The organism is Aeromonas sp. RU39B (assembly GCF_900156095.1).
Classification (GTDB): Bacteria; Pseudomonadota; Gammaproteobacteria; order Enterobacterales; family Aeromonadaceae; genus Aeromonas.
Window position 1 is genome coordinate 33,164 of record NZ_FTMJ01000011.1, and the last position, 16,642, is coordinate 49,805.

The 16,642-nt window shown below is 56.7% G+C and carries 13 protein-coding genes; 8 read left to right on the forward strand and 5 right to left on the reverse strand.

Annotated elements, in window-relative coordinates; translation table 11 throughout:
- Positions 1 to 49 precede the first annotated feature (49 nt).
- From BW958_RS14575 to BW958_RS14590, 4 genes are all read left to right on the forward strand, one after another.
- Positions 50 to 1,261 (forward strand): 4Fe-4S binding protein, encoded by a 1,212-nt coding sequence (locus tag BW958_RS14575; protein ID WP_076576492.1) that lies wholly within the window; start codon positions 50 to 52, stop codon positions 1,259 to 1,261.
- A gap of 506 nt (positions 1,262 to 1,767) precedes the next feature.
- Positions 1,768 to 2,103, forward strand: coding sequence for a hypothetical protein (locus BW958_RS14580; RefSeq protein WP_076576493.1), 336 nt, complete (start codon positions 1,768 to 1,770; stop codon positions 2,101 to 2,103).
- 167 nt (positions 2,104 to 2,270) lie between these two features.
- Positions 2,271 to 4,304, forward strand: a complete 2,034-nt coding sequence (locus tag BW958_RS14585) for a methyl-accepting chemotaxis protein (protein WP_083687362.1) — start codon at positions 2,271 to 2,273, stop codon at positions 4,302 to 4,304.
- Positions 4,305 to 4,519: 215 nt separating this feature from the next.
- Positions 4,520 to 4,993, forward strand: coding sequence for a DUF2846 domain-containing protein (locus BW958_RS14590; RefSeq protein WP_076576494.1), 474 nt, complete (start codon positions 4,520 to 4,522; stop codon positions 4,991 to 4,993).
- A 74-nt stretch (positions 4,994 to 5,067) separates the two neighbouring features.
- On the opposite strand, the gene BW958_RS14595 is transcribed toward BW958_RS14590, so the two are convergent.
- Positions 5,068 to 5,832, reverse strand: a complete 765-nt coding sequence (locus BW958_RS14595) for an EAL domain-containing protein (RefSeq protein ID WP_076576495.1) — start codon at positions 5,830 to 5,832, stop codon at positions 5,068 to 5,070.
- Between the two features lie 180 nt (positions 5,833 to 6,012).
- On the opposite strand from BW958_RS14595, the gene BW958_RS14605 reads away from it, so the two are divergent.
- Positions 6,013 to 6,963 carry a transposase gene (locus BW958_RS14605; RefSeq protein ID WP_083687363.1) on the forward strand — a complete coding sequence of 317 codons (951 nt, stop codon included), beginning with the start codon at positions 6,013 to 6,015 and terminating at the stop codon, positions 6,961 to 6,963.
- A gap of 1,011 nt (positions 6,964 to 7,974) precedes the next feature.
- Here the strand turns inward: BW958_RS14605 and BW958_RS14615 are convergent.
- From BW958_RS14615 to glyQ, 3 genes are all read right to left on the reverse strand, one after another.
- Positions 7,975 to 8,634, reverse strand: coding sequence for a hypothetical protein (locus tag BW958_RS14615; protein WP_076576499.1), 660 nt, complete (start codon positions 8,632 to 8,634; stop codon positions 7,975 to 7,977).
- A gap of 111 nt (positions 8,635 to 8,745) precedes the next feature.
- The gene (glyS, locus tag BW958_RS14620; protein WP_076576500.1) at positions 8,746 to 10,815 is read right to left on the reverse strand and encodes a glycine--tRNA ligase subunit beta; all 2,070 of its coding nucleotides are present in this window, start codon (positions 10,813 to 10,815) and stop codon (positions 8,746 to 8,748) included.
- 9 nt (positions 10,816 to 10,824) lie between these two features.
- Positions 10,825 to 11,748, reverse strand: coding sequence for a glycine--tRNA ligase subunit alpha (glyQ, locus tag BW958_RS14625; protein ID WP_076576501.1), 924 nt, complete (start codon positions 11,746 to 11,748; stop codon positions 10,825 to 10,827).
- 81 nt (positions 11,749 to 11,829) lie between these two features.
- Here glyQ and BW958_RS14630 point away from each other — a divergent pair, with 81 nt between their 5' ends.
- On the forward strand, positions 11,830 to 12,417 hold the full coding sequence (locus BW958_RS14630) for a DNA-3-methyladenine glycosylase I (RefSeq protein WP_076576502.1): 588 nt from the start codon (positions 11,830 to 11,832) through the stop codon (positions 12,415 to 12,417).
- A gap of 56 nt (positions 12,418 to 12,473) precedes the next feature.
- Here the strand turns inward: BW958_RS14630 and BW958_RS14635 are convergent, their stop codons facing one another.
- Positions 12,474 to 14,510 (reverse strand): bacteriohemerythrin, encoded by a 2,037-nt coding sequence (locus BW958_RS14635; RefSeq protein WP_076576503.1) that lies wholly within the window; start codon positions 14,508 to 14,510, stop codon positions 12,474 to 12,476.
- A gap of 186 nt (positions 14,511 to 14,696) precedes the next feature.
- Here BW958_RS14635 and BW958_RS14640 point away from each other — a divergent pair, with 186 nt between their 5' ends.
- Positions 14,697 to 15,350, forward strand: a complete 654-nt coding sequence (locus BW958_RS14640) for an OmpA family lipoprotein (RefSeq protein WP_076576606.1) — start codon at positions 14,697 to 14,699, stop codon at positions 15,348 to 15,350.
- Positions 15,351 to 15,665: 315 nt separating this feature from the next.
- The gene (locus tag BW958_RS14645; protein ID WP_076576504.1) at positions 15,666 to 16,634 is read left to right on the forward strand and encodes a TAXI family TRAP transporter solute-binding subunit; all 969 of its coding nucleotides are present in this window, start codon (positions 15,666 to 15,668) and stop codon (positions 16,632 to 16,634) included.
- Positions 16,635 to 16,642 lie beyond the last annotated feature (8 nt).

Genomic DNA, 16,642 nt, shown 5'->3' on the forward strand with positions numbered 1-16,642 from the left:
GTCAACTCAGATGTCTGTTATCTTTCCCTCCTCGTGTGGGGAGGGATGGATGACCGGGATCGAGAGTCTGACGCTGGCAGCCGGGTTTTTGCTGCTGCTCTGCTGTCTGTGGCCGTGGCAACGCGGGGAACGGATCGTGGTCGGCATGCTGCTGGCAGGTTGGCTGGTGGCGGCCGATACCGCCCATTGGCTGGCGCTTGGTGCTCTGCTGATGCCTACCGCTTGGTGGCTAAGGCGATGTCCCGACTGGCATCCCACCCGTTTGTCAGCCAAGGTGCTGCGTGAAAGCGTGCGCTGGGGATTGCTCGTCGCCTGGGGCGCCGTCACGCTGCAATACCTGCTCTATATCTGGCAGCTGGGCCGTGGTGACACGCCACTACTGGCCCGCCCCGATATTGTCGATGCCTTCCTGCCTATCGCCGGTGGACTGGGTCTGCGCGCCTGGAGTCAGCTTGGTATCACCGACCCGCACCATCCTGCTGCCATGGTGACCGTGCTGGTGCTCAGCCTGTCGGCGCTGCTGCTTGGGCGCAGTTTCTGCAGTTGGGCGTGTCCGGTCGGGCTGGTGGGCGAAGGGCTGCATCGCCTTCGCAGTCGCTTGATACCGGGCGAGTGGATGCCGCCGCGCTGGCTGGACGGGCTGCTGCGAGCCCAGAAATTTCTGGTGCTGGGCTTTTTGCTGTTTGTGATCCTGCTGGCGGTGCCCAGTGCAGCCTTGCCCGGTTATCTGGCCAGTGCCTACCATCAGGCGGCTGATATGAAGATGGGGGCTTTTTTCTTTACCCTGTCGCCGGTTGCGGCCCTCTGCCTCGGCTGGGTCGTGCTGTTAACGGCCAGCTTCCGGCAAGGTTTTTGCCGTTATTTGTGCCCTTACGGCGCCTGGCTCGGCATGCTGGGCTGGCTCTCACCCTTACGCATTCGCCGCGACTCGGGCCGTTGCCTGCGCAGTGAAGGGCACGACTGCGATAAGTGCAGCCGGGCTTGCCCGTCACGGATCCCGGTGCATCAGCTGATTGCGGTGCGCACCCTGGCGTGTAGCGATTGCCGCAGTTGCATTGATGCCTGTCCCAAGCGGGCCGATGCCTTGCATCTGGGAACGTCCCAGATCCGTATTCCCGCTGCCCGCCAGCTGGCCCTGCTCTGCCTGTTTTTGTTTGTGTTGCCGCTATTCGCCTACGGTGTTTTGCATCTGTGGGTGAGCCAGACTCCCCTCCAGATGCGTCGTCATCTGCTGGAAATCCTCTCCACCCTCTCTCATTGACTCGCTTGGCAAGCCCCGTTGGCGCCGTTTTTCCGTAGCCTGGAAATGTGGCGCCATAGCGGCTATCTGCTCGCTAAGCCTTGCCAGCGCTGGCTTTTAATAATTTTTAATAAGGTTTTTTAACGCTACATCCCGCAAATCGGGTGGTAGTGTTCGTCCTGTCCCCGGCCTGGTTGGCGGTGATGAAGTAAAACGGTGCCTTGATGCCTCCACCGGTCTGCAGGTCAGATTCGTGGCATGGATGTCTTCTTTGGGTAGGCGTGTCGATGAATCGACACACGACAAGACGCACTAACAAACACTGATATAGCGCAAGAGACAGGGTGACCGGTGTTGTGCCGTAAGCAAACACAGGTCCGGTCGGGTTCGCCAACGCAGGCGAATCGGACAACAAGGTTTACCGGTGGCGGGATGTCCCACGGCTCGGGTGTCGCCAAAGGCTCCCGTCACCGGTACTTAACTCCCTGGCTCGATACCGAATCCGTCTAGTTGAGTGAGGAATATTCATGAAAGTCAGCAAACTTGCCCTTCTCTGCCTGGTTGTTTTCGCCGGCAGCGCCGTTGCCAAATCTCATCACGTGGCGCACAGCAGCCACGAGCGTCATCCTTATGCCCAAGCCGGTGCTTACACCGGTGAAGATATGCTGCTCAACGCCGAAAGCGATGATGGCAAAATCCAGTTCCACCGCGATACCGATGGCAGCGCCTTCATCAATGGCGAAGCGGCCAAGAAGGTGAACGCTCATCTGTATAGCTGGTCCGATATCACCGTTGATACCTCGACCAACGCCATGAGCTGGCACGATAGCGCCGGCAACGGTGGTCAACTGCACAAGTCCTGATTCCATACCTTACACCCGTGGTCCGGGTGTCTGTCAGCCTGTTTGCCCCATATCTCCTAGTTATGGGGCCTTTTTGTTTCTACCCCTCGCCATTTTGCACGTCCTGAATCCCTCTCCTAGACTCATCTTCGGATGACTCTCATTACAACGTGGATAAGGAGTTCCCGATGCGTCTCCACTCGATTCGCGTGCAAATGATTTTGCCAGTGGCTTTTCTGGCGTTGATCTTGGTCGGTTTGCTGATGTTCATGCTGCTGATGACCCGGGTTCAGCATGATGCGATGCGGCGACAGGCTGAGAACTATTTTGAAGCCGTTTCTGTGGTGCTCAATGCTGACCGCGATATCTACCAAGCGCTGATCGCTCAAGAGCGGTTAGTCAATGGTGAGGGCAAGGCAGAGGAAAATCAGGCCGATTTTGATGAAAATGCTCAGCAGGTGTTTGATCGTTTTCAGAAATTTCGTGCTTATCTGGTGGATGAACCAGAAGTGCTGACTCCTTTTGCCAATTTCGATGTCTTGTATCAGGAGTGGCTTGATGCGAGTCGCTCCCTCAATACCTCTTTTGCTGCCGGACAAGCGTTGTCGGGGAGCTTGCAGGAGCAGGACAACAAGTTCCAATCGATTCGCAACATGCTGGACGATGCTGGTGAGCGGCTGCGCAAGCATACTGCAGAGAAGAAGGCTGACCCCTCTACGGGAGACGACTTGCAGCAGTATGTGGAGGCTATTTCCGAGATCCTTAACGCTGACCGTGATCTCTATCAGGCTCGGCTGGCATTACAGAAGATTGCGGATGGTTCGGGCAGTTTTGAGGACAATCGAGCATTCTTTGAAGAGAATATTCAGCAAGCGCTGCAGCGCTTTCACAACTATCGCAGTTACCTGATCCGAGAGCCGGAACTTATCAAGCCTTATGAGAAGTTCGATGTTCAGTTCAATGACTGGGTGCAGCAGAGTCGCGCATTGCTCGACTCACCCCCAGCCAAGACGCAGTCCAAGATTCCACAAGCCAAGGCCACCGCAGATGAGCGTTTTTCCGCTATCCGTGAAGTGCTGGATAAAGCCGGTGAAGCAATCAAAGACCACGCTCGCGATCAAAAAGATGCAGTCAGAGCGAAGATTGATCGTTATCAGCAGATTGCTATGGTGGTGATTGCCATCGCATTCATGCTGGCCCTTGTAGTGGGCTATTACGTGCCTTTGGTTTTGACTCGCAACGTACAACACATGACCCGTCGTATTCGTGAAATAGCGGAAGGCGATGGGGATCTAACTCAGCGCATAGCATCTCGTTCGCGCGACGAACTGGGCGATCTGGCCCGCGAGTTTGACGGTTTTGTCGAGCATCTGCGTGGCATTATCAGCAGCATTCAAACCCAGTCGGTGACACTCGGTGGCATGACCGGTGAACTTAACACCGTCTCGCAGCAAGCCGGTCAGATCAGCCATCGACTGGTGACCGCATCAGATTCGATCGTCAGTGCCGGTAATCAGATGAACGTCTCCAACCAGCAGATGGCCGATCTGGCCAAGGGGACGGCCGAGGAAGCCCACCACTCCAGCCGCTTGACCCATCAGGGGGTGAATGCGATCAACGCCTCCCACCAGGCTATCGGGCGGTTGGAGTCGGATATTGAGCTGGCTCTCACTCGATCTGGCGATCTGGAGCAGAGTTCGGCAGCCATCGCCTCGGTGCTCGAGGTGATTCGCAAGATTGCCGAGCAGACTAACTTGCTGGCTCTGAACGCCGCCATTGAAGCGGCTCGGGCCGGTGAGCAGGGGCGCGGCTTTGCCGTGGTGGCCGATGAGGTACGTACTCTTGCCAACCGTACTCAGCAGAGCACCAGCGAGATCGAGAGCATGATTGAGCGGCTTAAGAGCAGTGTGGCCGAGTCGGCGACCGCTATTCGTAATAGCCGCACCAACGTCGAAAGCACGGTGACCAATATCAACGAAGTCAGCAGTGTGTTCGACACCCTGAGCGCCTCGTTTGACAAGGTGCAAGAGATGGCGGCTCATACCGCACTGGCGACCGACGAGCAGGCCAAGGTGTCACACCATATCAGCGCCAATCTTGTTGATCTGCGCGAGCAGACTGATGGCGTGCGCGCCATGTCAGATCAGGTGCAGAGCCAGTCGCAGCAGATCTCCTCGCTGTATCAGGAGCTGCGTCGTCAGGTAGAAAGTTTTAAGGTGTAGGTTTAGCTATGCAGATAAAAAGGCGCTGTTTGGCGCCTTTTGTTTGTCCTGATATGAGGTCGGTCACATCGCACTTATTTCCTGGGTTACGGGAGTGAAATGAGACTGGTTACGCCTGAGGCTATATGGTTAACTCATTGAGTATTAAGGCTTTAAAAGCCTTAATACTGATAACTACATAAATTTCAGGCTAAATAAAAAGCGGAGAATAACCCATGAATTTGAAGAAGGTTGCGCTGCTCGCTTCGGTGTTGGGTGCGCTGCTGTTGGCGGGTTGTGCCAGCGTTCCGATGGAAAGTGCACAGGAGAATGCCAAGTTAAAGAGCTTTCCGGCACCGCAAAGCAACATGGCGGGGCTGTATATTTATCGGGATAGTTTTGGCGGCAAGGCGCTGAAGAAAGACGTTTTTGTTGATTCCGAGTGCTTGGGCGAAACCGCGGATCGTGTTTTTTTCTATAAGCAGGTTTCCGGTGGGAAAGAGCATGAGATTTCCACCGAATCCGAGTTCTCCGATAACAAACTCTCCATCTTTACCGAACCGGGCAAAAACTACTTTGTCCGTCAGTACATCAAGATGGGTGTCTTTGTCGGTGGTGCCAATCTGGAAACCGTCTCTGAAGAAGAGGGCAAGCGCGTCATCGGCAAGGAAGATGTGCAACTGGCCAAGTCGGGTATCTGCAGCCACTAAGCCTTACTCACTGGCTTGATTAAAAAGGCGCTATTTGGCGCCTTTTCCGCATTGGGGGGGGTCTGCGAGCCCGATCAGAGGCTGGCAAAATCCACGTCGGGCAGTGACTCAAAGCCGGGTTTGGCAAACAGATAACCCTGCATCAATCGCACCCCCATCTTGCGCAGGCAAGCCATTTCACTGCGGGTCTCGATGCCCTCGGCCAGCGCGGTGATGTTGAGCTCGGCAAACAGGGCCAGACAGTGGCGCACAATGGCCTGGCGGGTGGTGTCCTGATCGATGCCGCGCAGCAGGTGCATATCCAGCTTGATAATGTCGGGTCGAAAATCTGTCAGCAGGTTCAGGCCGGAGTAACCTGCGCCAAAGTCATCGATGGCAGTCTTGAAGCCGAGTGTGCGGTAGTGGTCCACGATCTTGCGTACATGCTGGCCATCCAGCACCTGCTCCACCTCGGTAAATTCAAACATAATCTGCTCGATGGGAAATCGATGCTCACGGGCGGCTTGCAGTGTGGTGCGGATGCAGCGCTCTGGGCGATAGACCGCATTGGGCAGAAAGTTGATGCTGAGCATGCCTTTCAGCTCCAGCTTGGCTGCCAGCGCGATGGCTTTGATGCGGCACAACTGATCAAAGCGATAACGATTGTCGTCCGTCACATGGGCAATCACGGAGTGGGCCGACTCGTTATTGAGCCCCCGCACCAGCGCCTCATAGCCAAAAATAGTGCTGGCCTGGCAATCAACGATGGGTTGAAAGGCCATAGTGAAATCGAAGTCGAGTTCTCCCTGCTCCTGACACTGCTGGCAGACCGGAAGGGGAGGCGCGGAAGGAATGCCCATAACTGTCCTCTGGATGACGTGGCATTGGCTAAAGGGCTGATTTAAATCATAACAGCTCATCGCTGCCGGTAGGGCAATTCCGTGGGGCTTTAATCTGGGGCTTTAATCTGGGACACCCACCTTTTTGACAGCGGCGTAGCGGGCTGCTTGGCTTAAGGCTTAGCGCCGAGGGAGGTTGCCATGACCATCGCCCGTTCACGTCAAATCAGTTTGCAGGATACGCCCTACTACCACGTGGTCAGTCGCTGTGTGCGCCGTGCGTTTCTGTGCGGGGAAGATAGCCATTCCGGTCAAAGCTTCGAGCACCGACGCCAGTGGGTGGTTGATAAGCTGGGTCAGTTGTCGCGGGTCTTTGCCATTGGTATCTGCGCCTATGCGGTGATGAACAACCACTACCATCTGGTGCTGAAAGTCGAGCCGGAGGTGGCAAACAGCTGGAGCGAGCGCGAGGTAGCCGAGCGCTGGGCCGGGCTGTTTCAGTGGCCATTGCTGGTGCGCCGTTGGTATCTGGAAGAATCGCTGACCGAGCCGGAGTTGGCCGTGGTACAAGGATTACTCACTCAGTGGCGGGAGCGGCTCTATTCCATCAGTTGGCTGGTGCGTCTGCTCAACGAAAGCTTGGCGCGACAAGCCAATCAGGAAGATGGCTGCAAAGGGCACTTCTGGGAAGGGCGCTTCAAAAGTCAGGCGCTACTGACGGAATCAGCATTGCTGGCCTGCATGACCTATGTCGAGCTCAATCCGGTGCGCGCCAAGGTGGCGGAGCTGCCAGAGGAGAGTGATTACACCAGCATCAGCCAGCGGCTGGGACGTGCAACCGGTGAGCTGCCACCACTGTTGCTGCCGTTTTCCGAGAAACTACGCGAGCAAGAGCATGCCTTGCCGTATGCGTTTACCGACTATCTGACGCTGGTCGATTGGACCGGACGGGCGATGCGCGATGACAAGCGCGGCCATATTCCGGCTGGACTTGCGCCGATATTGCAGCGCTTGAATCTGGCAGAAAGCAGCTGGCTGCGCCAGGTCAGCGTGTTTCGGCGCTCAGGGATTCGGGCCGTGGGGGATGGGGCACTGTGCCAACAATACGCCCACCACTGCGGCCAGCAACGATGTCGTCATCCTAAACACTGACCCGCTTTCATTGATTGTCGTCTGAGCCCTGCCGGTATCATCGGCAGCGAGTTCGGTTGTGTGTAAAACCGTCGATTTGTCGAAAGCCTAACTTTTCCTGCCCGTTACGACTGGTGATACATGTTTCTCGGGAGTGACCGTCAGGCTATCTGGATGGTGCTGCGCCTTCTTCCAAGAGGTGGGTGTCCTTTTTCTGTTTAAAGATGAAAACACCGGCGCAGGCCTATGCCGAAGCCGCTTAGTTGTGCAGGAACGGCTGGGTCATTACATTCTCTCAATAGATGGGTGTCCTGTTTATGTTACTTTTGATTGTCGTCTGGGCCCTGCCGGTATCATCGGCAGCGAGTTCGGCTGTGTGTAAAACCGTCGATTTGCCGAAAGCCTAACTTTTCCTGCCCGTTACGACTGGTGATACATGTTTTTCGGGAGTGACCGTCAGGCTATCTGGATGGTGCCGCGCCTTCTCTCAATAGATGGGTGTCCTGTTTCTGTCTTCTCGGGAGTGACCGTCAGGCTATCTGGACGGTGCTGCGCCTTCTCCCAAGAGGTGGGTGTCCTGTTTCTGTTCTGGTCGATTGGACCGGACGGGCGATGCGCGATGACAAGCGCGGCCATATTCCTGCCGGGCTTGCGCCGATATTGCAGCGCTTGAATCTGGCAGAAAGCAGTTGGCTGCGTCAGGTCAGCATATTTCGGCGCTCAGGGATTAGGGCCGTGGGGGATGGGGCACTGTGCCAACAATACGCCCACCACTGCGGTCAGCAGCGATGTCGTTATCCTAAGCACTGACCCGCTTTCATTGATTGTCGTCTGGGCCCTGCCGGTATCATCGGCAGCGAGTTCGGCTGTGTAGAACAGTCGATTTGTCGAAAGCCTAACTTTTCCTGCCCGTCACTGCTGGAGATACATGTTTCTCGGGAGTGACCGTCAGGCTATCTGGATGGTGCTGCGCCTACTCTCAATAGGTGGGTGTCCTGTTTCTGCTATGATTGTGCAGGCGGTTAATCGAACCTACGAGATCATTGGTTTTTTTGAATCAAGCTCCTTAATGTCATCATCATAAATAGATGAAAACTTCAAAGTGATATTTAATTTTTCCAGTAAGAGATTTTTGAGTGACTCGAATAAAGGAGTGATGTCAGATGGTGTTCTTTCTGAGGCATTTTTACCTGGCCAGTATTCAATCTTTATTAGCTTGATTGATGTGTCTTCTTTCAAATATGTTCCATTGGATAAGTCAAAAATTGTAACATTGCAGTCAATAATATCATTATTATGTAGCCAATTAATTTCTGTCTCTGAGAAAATCAATTCAACTAGTTTATGACTGTCAACTCTCTCATTATTAAAATAGTAATTTACGGCGCTAATATTAGCTGGGCCTAATCCGGTATTATTTAAAGCAAAACCCAAATAATGTAAGCCATCTAAGGATGGACGAGCATCACTTTGAAACTCTAAAGTAATAAGTGGTCTAACTTGAAGTCTATTGTGCTTCTGCGTGGCCCATGTTTGATATACTGTTGTGAATAAGGCCAAACCAGCAATAACAATAGGCAGGATATTGTAAAAAGTGATCTTCCACTCTAGATTGAGTAAAGCTCCAAGGGATAAACCTGCAATGAAAACCATCAGAAGCATGAAATATTGAAGCAATTTTAAATTACGCATTTTCAGCTCTTATATAATTTCTTGATATGTTAACTTAATCATTATTAACATGGCGTTTATAAAAACGGCACCTCGCGGCGCCGTTTTTAATATCACTCAACCCAACCAAGATCACTGCAGCAGCGAGATATCCGCGACTTGCAGGAACAGATTGCGCAGGTTGTTGAGCAGTGCCAGACGGTTGGCCTTGAGGGCCTCGTCGTCGGCCATCACCATGACTTCGTTGAAGAAGGTATCGACCGGCTCGCGTAGGGCGGCCAGACGGGTGAGGGCAGCCTGATAGTCACCGGCAGCGAACAGCGGAGCCAGTTCGCTTTGCAGCGCGGCAACCTGCTTGGCCAGTGCCTGTTCGGCGGCATCGATCAGCAGTTCAGCCTTGACCACAGTCGGCAGCTCGCCTTCGACCTTAGCCAGGATGTTGCTCACGCGCTTGTTGGCCGCAGCCAGCGCCAGAGCAGCGTCCAAGGTACGGAAGTGGCTAACGGCCTTCACGCGGGCGTCGAAGTCACGGGGACGGGTCGGGCGGCGGGCCAGGACGGCCAGCACCACGTCGGCACCGATGCCTTCGTCCTGATAGGCGGCGCGAAAGCGCCCCAGCATAAAGTCGACCACGTCAGTGACGACGGTTTTGTTGGTCAGCTTGTTGCCGTAAACGCTAACAGCCTCTTCGACCAGTTCGACCAGATCCAGATCCAGCTGCTTCTCGGTCATGATGCGCAGGGCACCGATGGCGGCGCGACGCAGGGCGAACGGGTCCTTGTCCCCCTTGGGCAGCATACCGATGCCGAAGATACCGGCCAGGGTGTCGAACTTGTCAGCCAGTGCGACGGCGCAGGAGACCAGACCGCCGGGCAGGGCATCACCGGCAAAGCGCGGCATGTACTGCTCGTTGAGGGCGAGGGCGACCGCTTCGGCTTCGCCATCGTGACGGGCGTAGTGCATGCCCATCACACCCTGGGTGTCGGTGAACTCGCTGACCATGTTGGTCATCAGATCGCACTTGGAGAGCAGACCGGCGCGCTGGGCTTCGACGACGTTGGCACCGATGCGGGCGGCGATAAAACCGGCCATGGCTTCGATACGGGCAGCCTTGTCACGCACGGTACCGAGTTGTTGCTGGAACAGCACGGTTTCGAGGCGTGGCAGGCGGTCGGCCAGCTTCTGCTTGAGGTCGGTCTTGAAGAAGAACTCGGCGTCGGACAGACGCGGACGAACCACCTTCTCGTTACCGGCGATGATCTGGCTCGGGTCTTTCGACACGATGTTGCTGACGAAGATGAACTTGGGCAGCAGCTTGCCGCTCTTGTCGTAGACCGGGAAGTACTTCTGGTCACCCTTCATGGTGTGAACCAGTGCTTCGGCCGGCACGGCCAGGAACTTCTCTTCGAAGGTGGCGGTCAGCACCACCGGCCATTCGACCAGCGCGGTGACTTCTTCAAGCAGATCGTCGTCCAGATCGGCGACGCCACCGAAAGCAGCGGCCGCCGCTTCGACATCCGCCTTGACCTTGGCCTTACGGGCCATAAAGTCGGCCATCACCATGCCACGATCCAGCAGCAGCTGCGGATATTGGTCGGCGTGGTCGATGGTGAGCTCGGGCTCGCCCATAAAGCGGTGACCGCGCAGGGTGCGAGCGGAGTCGATACCCAGAATGTGGGCTGGCACCAGATCGCCATCGAGCAGCAGGGTCACGGTAAAGACCGGACGCACGAACTGGATGGTCTTGTCGCCCCAGCGCATCATCTTGGGAATGGGCAACTTGGCCAGCGCTTGGCTAACCAGTTCACCCAGCAGCTCCTTGGCCGGACGGCCTTCGACGTGGGCGTTGTAAACCAGCCATTCGCCCTTGTCGGTTGCCAGACGGCCAGCTTCGGCCACGGTGATACCGCAACCACGGGCCCAGCCTTCGGCGGCCTTGGTCGGGTTGCCGGAGGCATCGAACGCCTGCGCTACAGCCGGGCCGCGTTTTTCGACGCTCTTGCTCGGCTGTTCGCCGGCCAGACCGATTACCTTCAGCGCCAGACGGCGCGGAGAGGCAAACCATTCGACACCGGCGTAGGCCAGATCGGCCTTGGTCAGCTCGCTTTTGAGGTTGTCGGCAAAGGCTTCGGCCAGGGAGCGCAGGGCTTTGGGCGGCAGCTCAGCAGTACCGATCTCTACCAGAAATGTATGTTGTGCCATGTCCGTTCCTTAACCTTGCTGATTCTCACTGCGCTGGCACATGGGGAAACCCAGCGCTTCGCGGGAGGCGTAGTATGCCTCGGCGACCGCCTTGGTCAGGGTGCGAATGCGCAGGATGTAGCGCTGACGCTCGGTGACCGAGATGGCCTTGCGGGCATCCAGCAGGTTGAAGGAGTGCGCGGCCTTGAGGATGCGCTCGTAAGCCGGCAGCGGCAGCGGTTTTTCCAGTGCCAGCAGGGACTGGGCTTCCTTCTCGTACTGCTCGAAGCAGTGGAACAGGAACTCCACATCGGCATATTCGAAGTTGTAGGTCGATTGCTCCACTTCGTTCTGGTGGAACACGTCGCCATAGGTGGTCTTGCCCAGCGGGCCGTCAGACCAGGTCAGGTCGTAGACGCTGTCGACGCCCTGGATATACATGGCCAGACGCTCGAGACCATAGGTGATCTCGCCGGTGACCGGCTTGCACTCGAGGCCGCCCACTTGCTGGAAGTAGGTGAACTGGGTCACTTCCATGCCGTTGAGCCACACTTCCCAGCCAAGACCCCAGGCACCCAGAGTCGGGTTTTCCCAGTTGTCTTCGACGAAGCGGATGTCATGCACCTGCGGGTCCATGCCAAGCTCTTTCAGCGAGCCCAGATAGAGCTCCTGAATGTTGTCCGGGGACGGCTTGATGATGACCTGGAACTGATAGTAGTGCTGCAGACGGTTGGGGTTTTCGCCATAACGACCATCGGTCGGACGGCGGGAGGGCTGCACATAGGCACAGGCAATCGGCTCGGGCCCGAGTGCTCGCAGGCAGGTCATCGGGTGGGAAGTACCGGCACCGACTTCCATGTCCAGCGGCTGGATAATGGTACAGCCCTGGCGGGACCAGTAGTCCTGCAGCTGCAGGATCAGGCCCTGAAAGGTTTTGACATCGAATTTTTGCATGGCTTGGATTTCGCGCGAAATTGCTGAAATTGAACCGAAAGAGTATACCGTTTGGCATGGTCGGATAATAGGCGAAATTACATGGACACCGAGAACACCCTGCGCTGTGCGTGGGCAACCCGCGATCCCGAATACATCGAATACCACGACAAGCAGTGGGGGCGTCCGGTGCGCGACCCGCGCGAATTGTTTGCCAAGCTCTGCCTAGACGGGCAACAGGCCGGTCTTTCATGGATCACTATCTTAAAGCGCAGCAGTGGCTATCAGCGTGCCTTTGCCGGCTTTGCTCCCGAGGTGGTGGCCGCCTTTGACGAGCAAGATGTGGAGCGGCTGATGCAAGACACCGGCATTATACGCAACCGCCTCAAGGTCAATTCGGTCATCAAAAATGCCCGTGCTTATCTGACGATGCAGCAGGAAGGGATCGACTTTGCCGAGTTCCTGTGGGGCTTTGTCGGCGGCGCGCCTATCGTCCACCAGCGTCAGGGTGGCGATATTCCTGCCACCTCGCCTGAATCAGATGCCATGTCCAAGGCGTTGAAAAAGCGCGGTTTCTCGTTTGTGGGCAGCACCATCTGTTACGCCTTTATGCAGGCAGTGGGGATGGTGAACGATCATCTGGTGACCTGCCCCTGCCACGCAGAGTGTCAGGCTGACTGGCAGGGGTAATCCCAAAGCAGCAAGGCGTGAAATGAACAACCGGGCCAATGGCCCGGTTGCTGTATTTAGGGGATGCCAGCTTGCTGCATGCTCGGCGAGTAGCGTTTATCGACCCGGAAGATATGGTCAAGCAGCCAGTTTTTGAGAAAGACGATCAGCTCCATATTGCCCTCTTCGGTGTCGAGGTCGGTGCTGCTGATAAGCCGTCCCAACTCGCCCAGCAGCTTCTGGTGTTCCTGTTTGTGGCGGTCCAGCTCGGGGTAACGGGCCTGCTGCATGGCGCGCTCTTCGTCATCAAAGTGCTGCTTGGCCAGGGTCAACAGCTCGTTGAGGCGCTGCTGGCGGGTCTCCTTCGGCCGGTTTTCTTTTACCGAGCGGTAGTAGCGGTTCATGGCGGAGAACAGCCCCTCATGCTGCTTGTCGATGCTGCCAACCTGCACCATAAACGACTCGTTCCAGTGCACCAGATCGCCGTCATCGGCGGTGTTGTTCTGCTTGCTGACCTGGAACTGGCAGCTGATCAGGCTGATCTCCTGATTGGCCTGGTTCATGTCGCGGGTTGAGCTGCGGGTCTGGCGCGCCAGCTCCAGGCTCTCACCAGCAATATCAGCCACCGAAACAACGTGGCGCTGGATCTCTTCGGCGACCTTGGCTTGCTCGTCGGCGGCGGTGGCAATCTGGTCACTCATCTGGCTGACGCGGGTGATCGACTCGACGATGGTCTGCAGGGTCTGGCCGGTGCCGGTGGCCTGCTCGACCGCCTGTTCACTGACCCGCTGGGTGGCGTGCATGGCATCGACCGCGTGACGGGTCTTACCCTGCAGGGCGCCGATACGATCCTGAATATCCACGGTGGCTTCCTGAGTGCGGGAGGCGAGTTGACGCACCTCGTCGGCCACCACGGCAAAGCCGCGCCCCTGTTCGCCGGCACGGGCCGCTTCAATGGCGGCGTTAAGGGCCAACAGGTTAGTCTGTTCGGAGATGGTCCGGATCACCTGCAGTATGCTGCCGATCTGGGAACTCTCTTGATCGAGCAGGTTGACCTCGTCGGCCGCCTGCTCGATATGCTCGGCCACCTGACGGATCAGGGCGACGGTTTTACCCACCTGTTTCTGGCCGGCATCGGCTTGCTCTTCACTCACTCCGGTTTCACTGCGGGTTTGCTCGGCGCTGCCGGCAATATGGTGCACCGTGTTGCTCATCTCGGTGATGGCGGTTGCCAGCGCATCGGTGCTCTGCTGCACATTCTGCATGCTCGTGAGGGTGGTGGCGGAGTGCTGCATCAGCACTTCCATCTTGTCGTGAGTGGTGAGCGATACCGACTGCACCGAGCCAATCAGGGTATCGATGCTGCCCATAAAGCGGTTGAACACCTCGGCCAGATAGGAGAACTCGTCCTTGCCGGGGCACTGCAACCGAAACGACACATTGTGGCTGTGGTTGGCCAGCTCCAGCAGTTGCGCCATCAGATGCTGCAACGGGCGCGCAGTTTTCAGATAGATAAGCAGTAGCAAACTCATGATGACAAACAGGGTGCCCCACAGCAGCCACTTATCTTGTAGATCGAGACTGGCACCGCGCAGCAGCAGCTCCTTCTCGACCTGTTGGCGCTGGTTGTCATGCCCGCTCAGGGTCGTGGTGACCTGAGTGGCGATCTGGTCGGTGATGGCATCAAAGCCGGTATCGGGGGCCTGCATCAGCTGGTTGCCAGCCTCTTTGCCCTCGGTCTGGTAGATGTGCACCATCTTTTCACCCACCTCAAGCTGGCGGGCGATCAGCGGATTGACCTTGGCGGCGAGGTCAGGGAACTGATCCAGCAGCTTGCTGGCTTCTTTGGCGTGGTCATGGGCATCCTGCACCGAGTCCATATTGCCGGTGATGGAGGCATCGGTCATGAACTGCTGTACCTGGGTGCTGTGATAGTTAATCCGCTCCAGGCTTATCTGCTTGTCAGAGATCGCTAGCAGCTGTTGCGGAATCTGGCCTAACTCTGTGGTGAGCTGGCTGCGCCAGATGCTGCCAAGCGATAGCGTGAGGATGATGGCAATACTGGCTATAAGCAGCAGACGGCGAATAGAAATGTTGTTCAAAAACGAGGACATGTCTGACTCCGAAACCTGAGCTGGTCTAAAAAGCGTAGACCATCAGCGGCCTTATCCATGCGATCTCGCTGGCAAAGTCATCAATTGTCGCAGCAAAACCGCATGACGCCAGAAAGTGGCGCAGGATGCGTTACAATCGCCGCCACGCCAGGCATGGTGCAGGCGTTGTTTTCAGAGGTTTTTTTCATGCGAGCCAAGATTTTGGTGCCGGTTGTGGCACTCACCATCGGTATTTCCGGTTGTACCACCAATCCCTACACCGGGGAGCAACAAACCTCCAAAGCCGCTTGGGGGTCACTGGCAGGCGCCGCTGCAGGCGCGGCAGTGGGCGTGCTCTCTTCGAGCAAGCATGACCGCGGCAAGGGTGCCTTGATTGGCGTGGCTGCGGGTGCAGCGCTCGGGGGCGGCATCGGTTACTACATGGATGTGCAGGAAGCCAAACTGCGTGACAAGCTCAAGGGAACCGGCGTTAGCGTGACCCGTAACGGCAACGAACTGATCCTCAATATGCCCAACAATGTCACCTTCGACAGCAACAGCGCCCAGCTGAAGGTAGCCGGTGCGCGCACCCTCTCCGGCGTTGCCATGGTGGTGGCTGAATTTGACAAGACTCGTCTGGATGTGGTTGGCCACACCGACAGCACTGGTTCGCGCGATCTCAACATGCGCCTCTCGCAGCAGCGTGCCGATTCTGTGGCTAATCAGCTGATCGCCAGCGGCGTGGACGGTAGCCGTATCGACACCCGTGGTGTCGGCCCGGATCAGCCGGTTGCCAGCAACAGTACCGAAGCGGGCAAGGCGCAGAACCGCCGCGTGACCATTACCCTGACTCCGCAGTAATAAGCGGTCGAGGGATGATGCAGAGGGAGGCCGCGGCCTCCCTCTTGTTTTATCGACGATTCAGGTTAGACCAGCTGATGGATTTTGATTAATTTGTTTGATCAACTTCAAGATTCTGGACATTTGTATCGATAATCCTCGATTAATATTTGCTTCACTCCGCCTGCATCGGGTTATTTTCGTTTCTTATGCGTTTTTTTCTCATTTTTTTGGTTGGCTATGTTGCCAGCCTCTCCGCATCAGGGCGGCGGCGTTGTGATCGTCTGCCGCCCGAACCAGAGAGACCGAAAACACCAGACAGGAAGGAGTTATCGAATGAAGGGATTGACCCTGGCTTGTGCCATGACGGCCGCATTGAGTGGCCTGCTGCCGAGCGCCGTGCAGGCTGCCGATCAGTTTGTCACCATCGGCACCGGCGGCCAGACCGGCGTTTACTATGTGGCCGGCCAGTCTATCTGCCGCTTCGTCAACCGGGCGACCGACCAGCACCACATCAAATGCAATGCCCCCGCCAGTGGCGGCGGTGTCGCCAACGCCAATGGCCTGCGCAGTGGTGAATTCAACTTCGGCATCATGCAGTCCGATCACCAGTACAAAGCCATGAAGGGGATTGTCCCGTTCAAGGCGGAAGGGCCAATGGAGAACATCCGCGCCGTCTTCTCGCTGCAAAGCGAGGTGTTCACCATTCTGGCGCGCAAGGATTCCGGTATTGCCAGCTTTGATGACCTCAAGGGCAAGCGGGTCAATATCGGCAACCCCGGTTCCGGCCAGCGTGACACCTTCGAAGAGATCATGGCGGTGAAGGGGTGGAACAAGTCCACTTTCAGTCTGGTCTCGGAGCTCAAGCCGGCCGAGCAGGCTTCGGCGCTGGGCGACAACAATATCGATGCCATGAGCTACTTCGTCGGCCATCCGAACGGTGCCATTCAGGAGGCCTCGACCACCACCGAGACTGTGCTGGTGCCGGTGACCGGCCCCGAGATCGACAAGCTGCTGGCCGAGCGGAGCTATTTTAGCAAGGCCGAGATCCCAGGTGGTCTCTACAAGGGCAGCCCGAATCCGACCCCCTCCATCGGTGGCAAGGCGGTGCTCTCGACCACGGCCGAGACCGATCCGGAAGTGGTTTATCAGCTGGTCAAATCGGTGTTCGAGAACCTCGATCGCTTCAAGCGTCTGCACCCAGCCTTTGCCGACCTCAAAGAGGCCGACATGATCAAGGTCGGTCTCTCCGCGCCGTTGCATGAGGGCGCTGTGCGCTACTACAAGGAGCGTGGCTGGATGTAAGCCTGCGT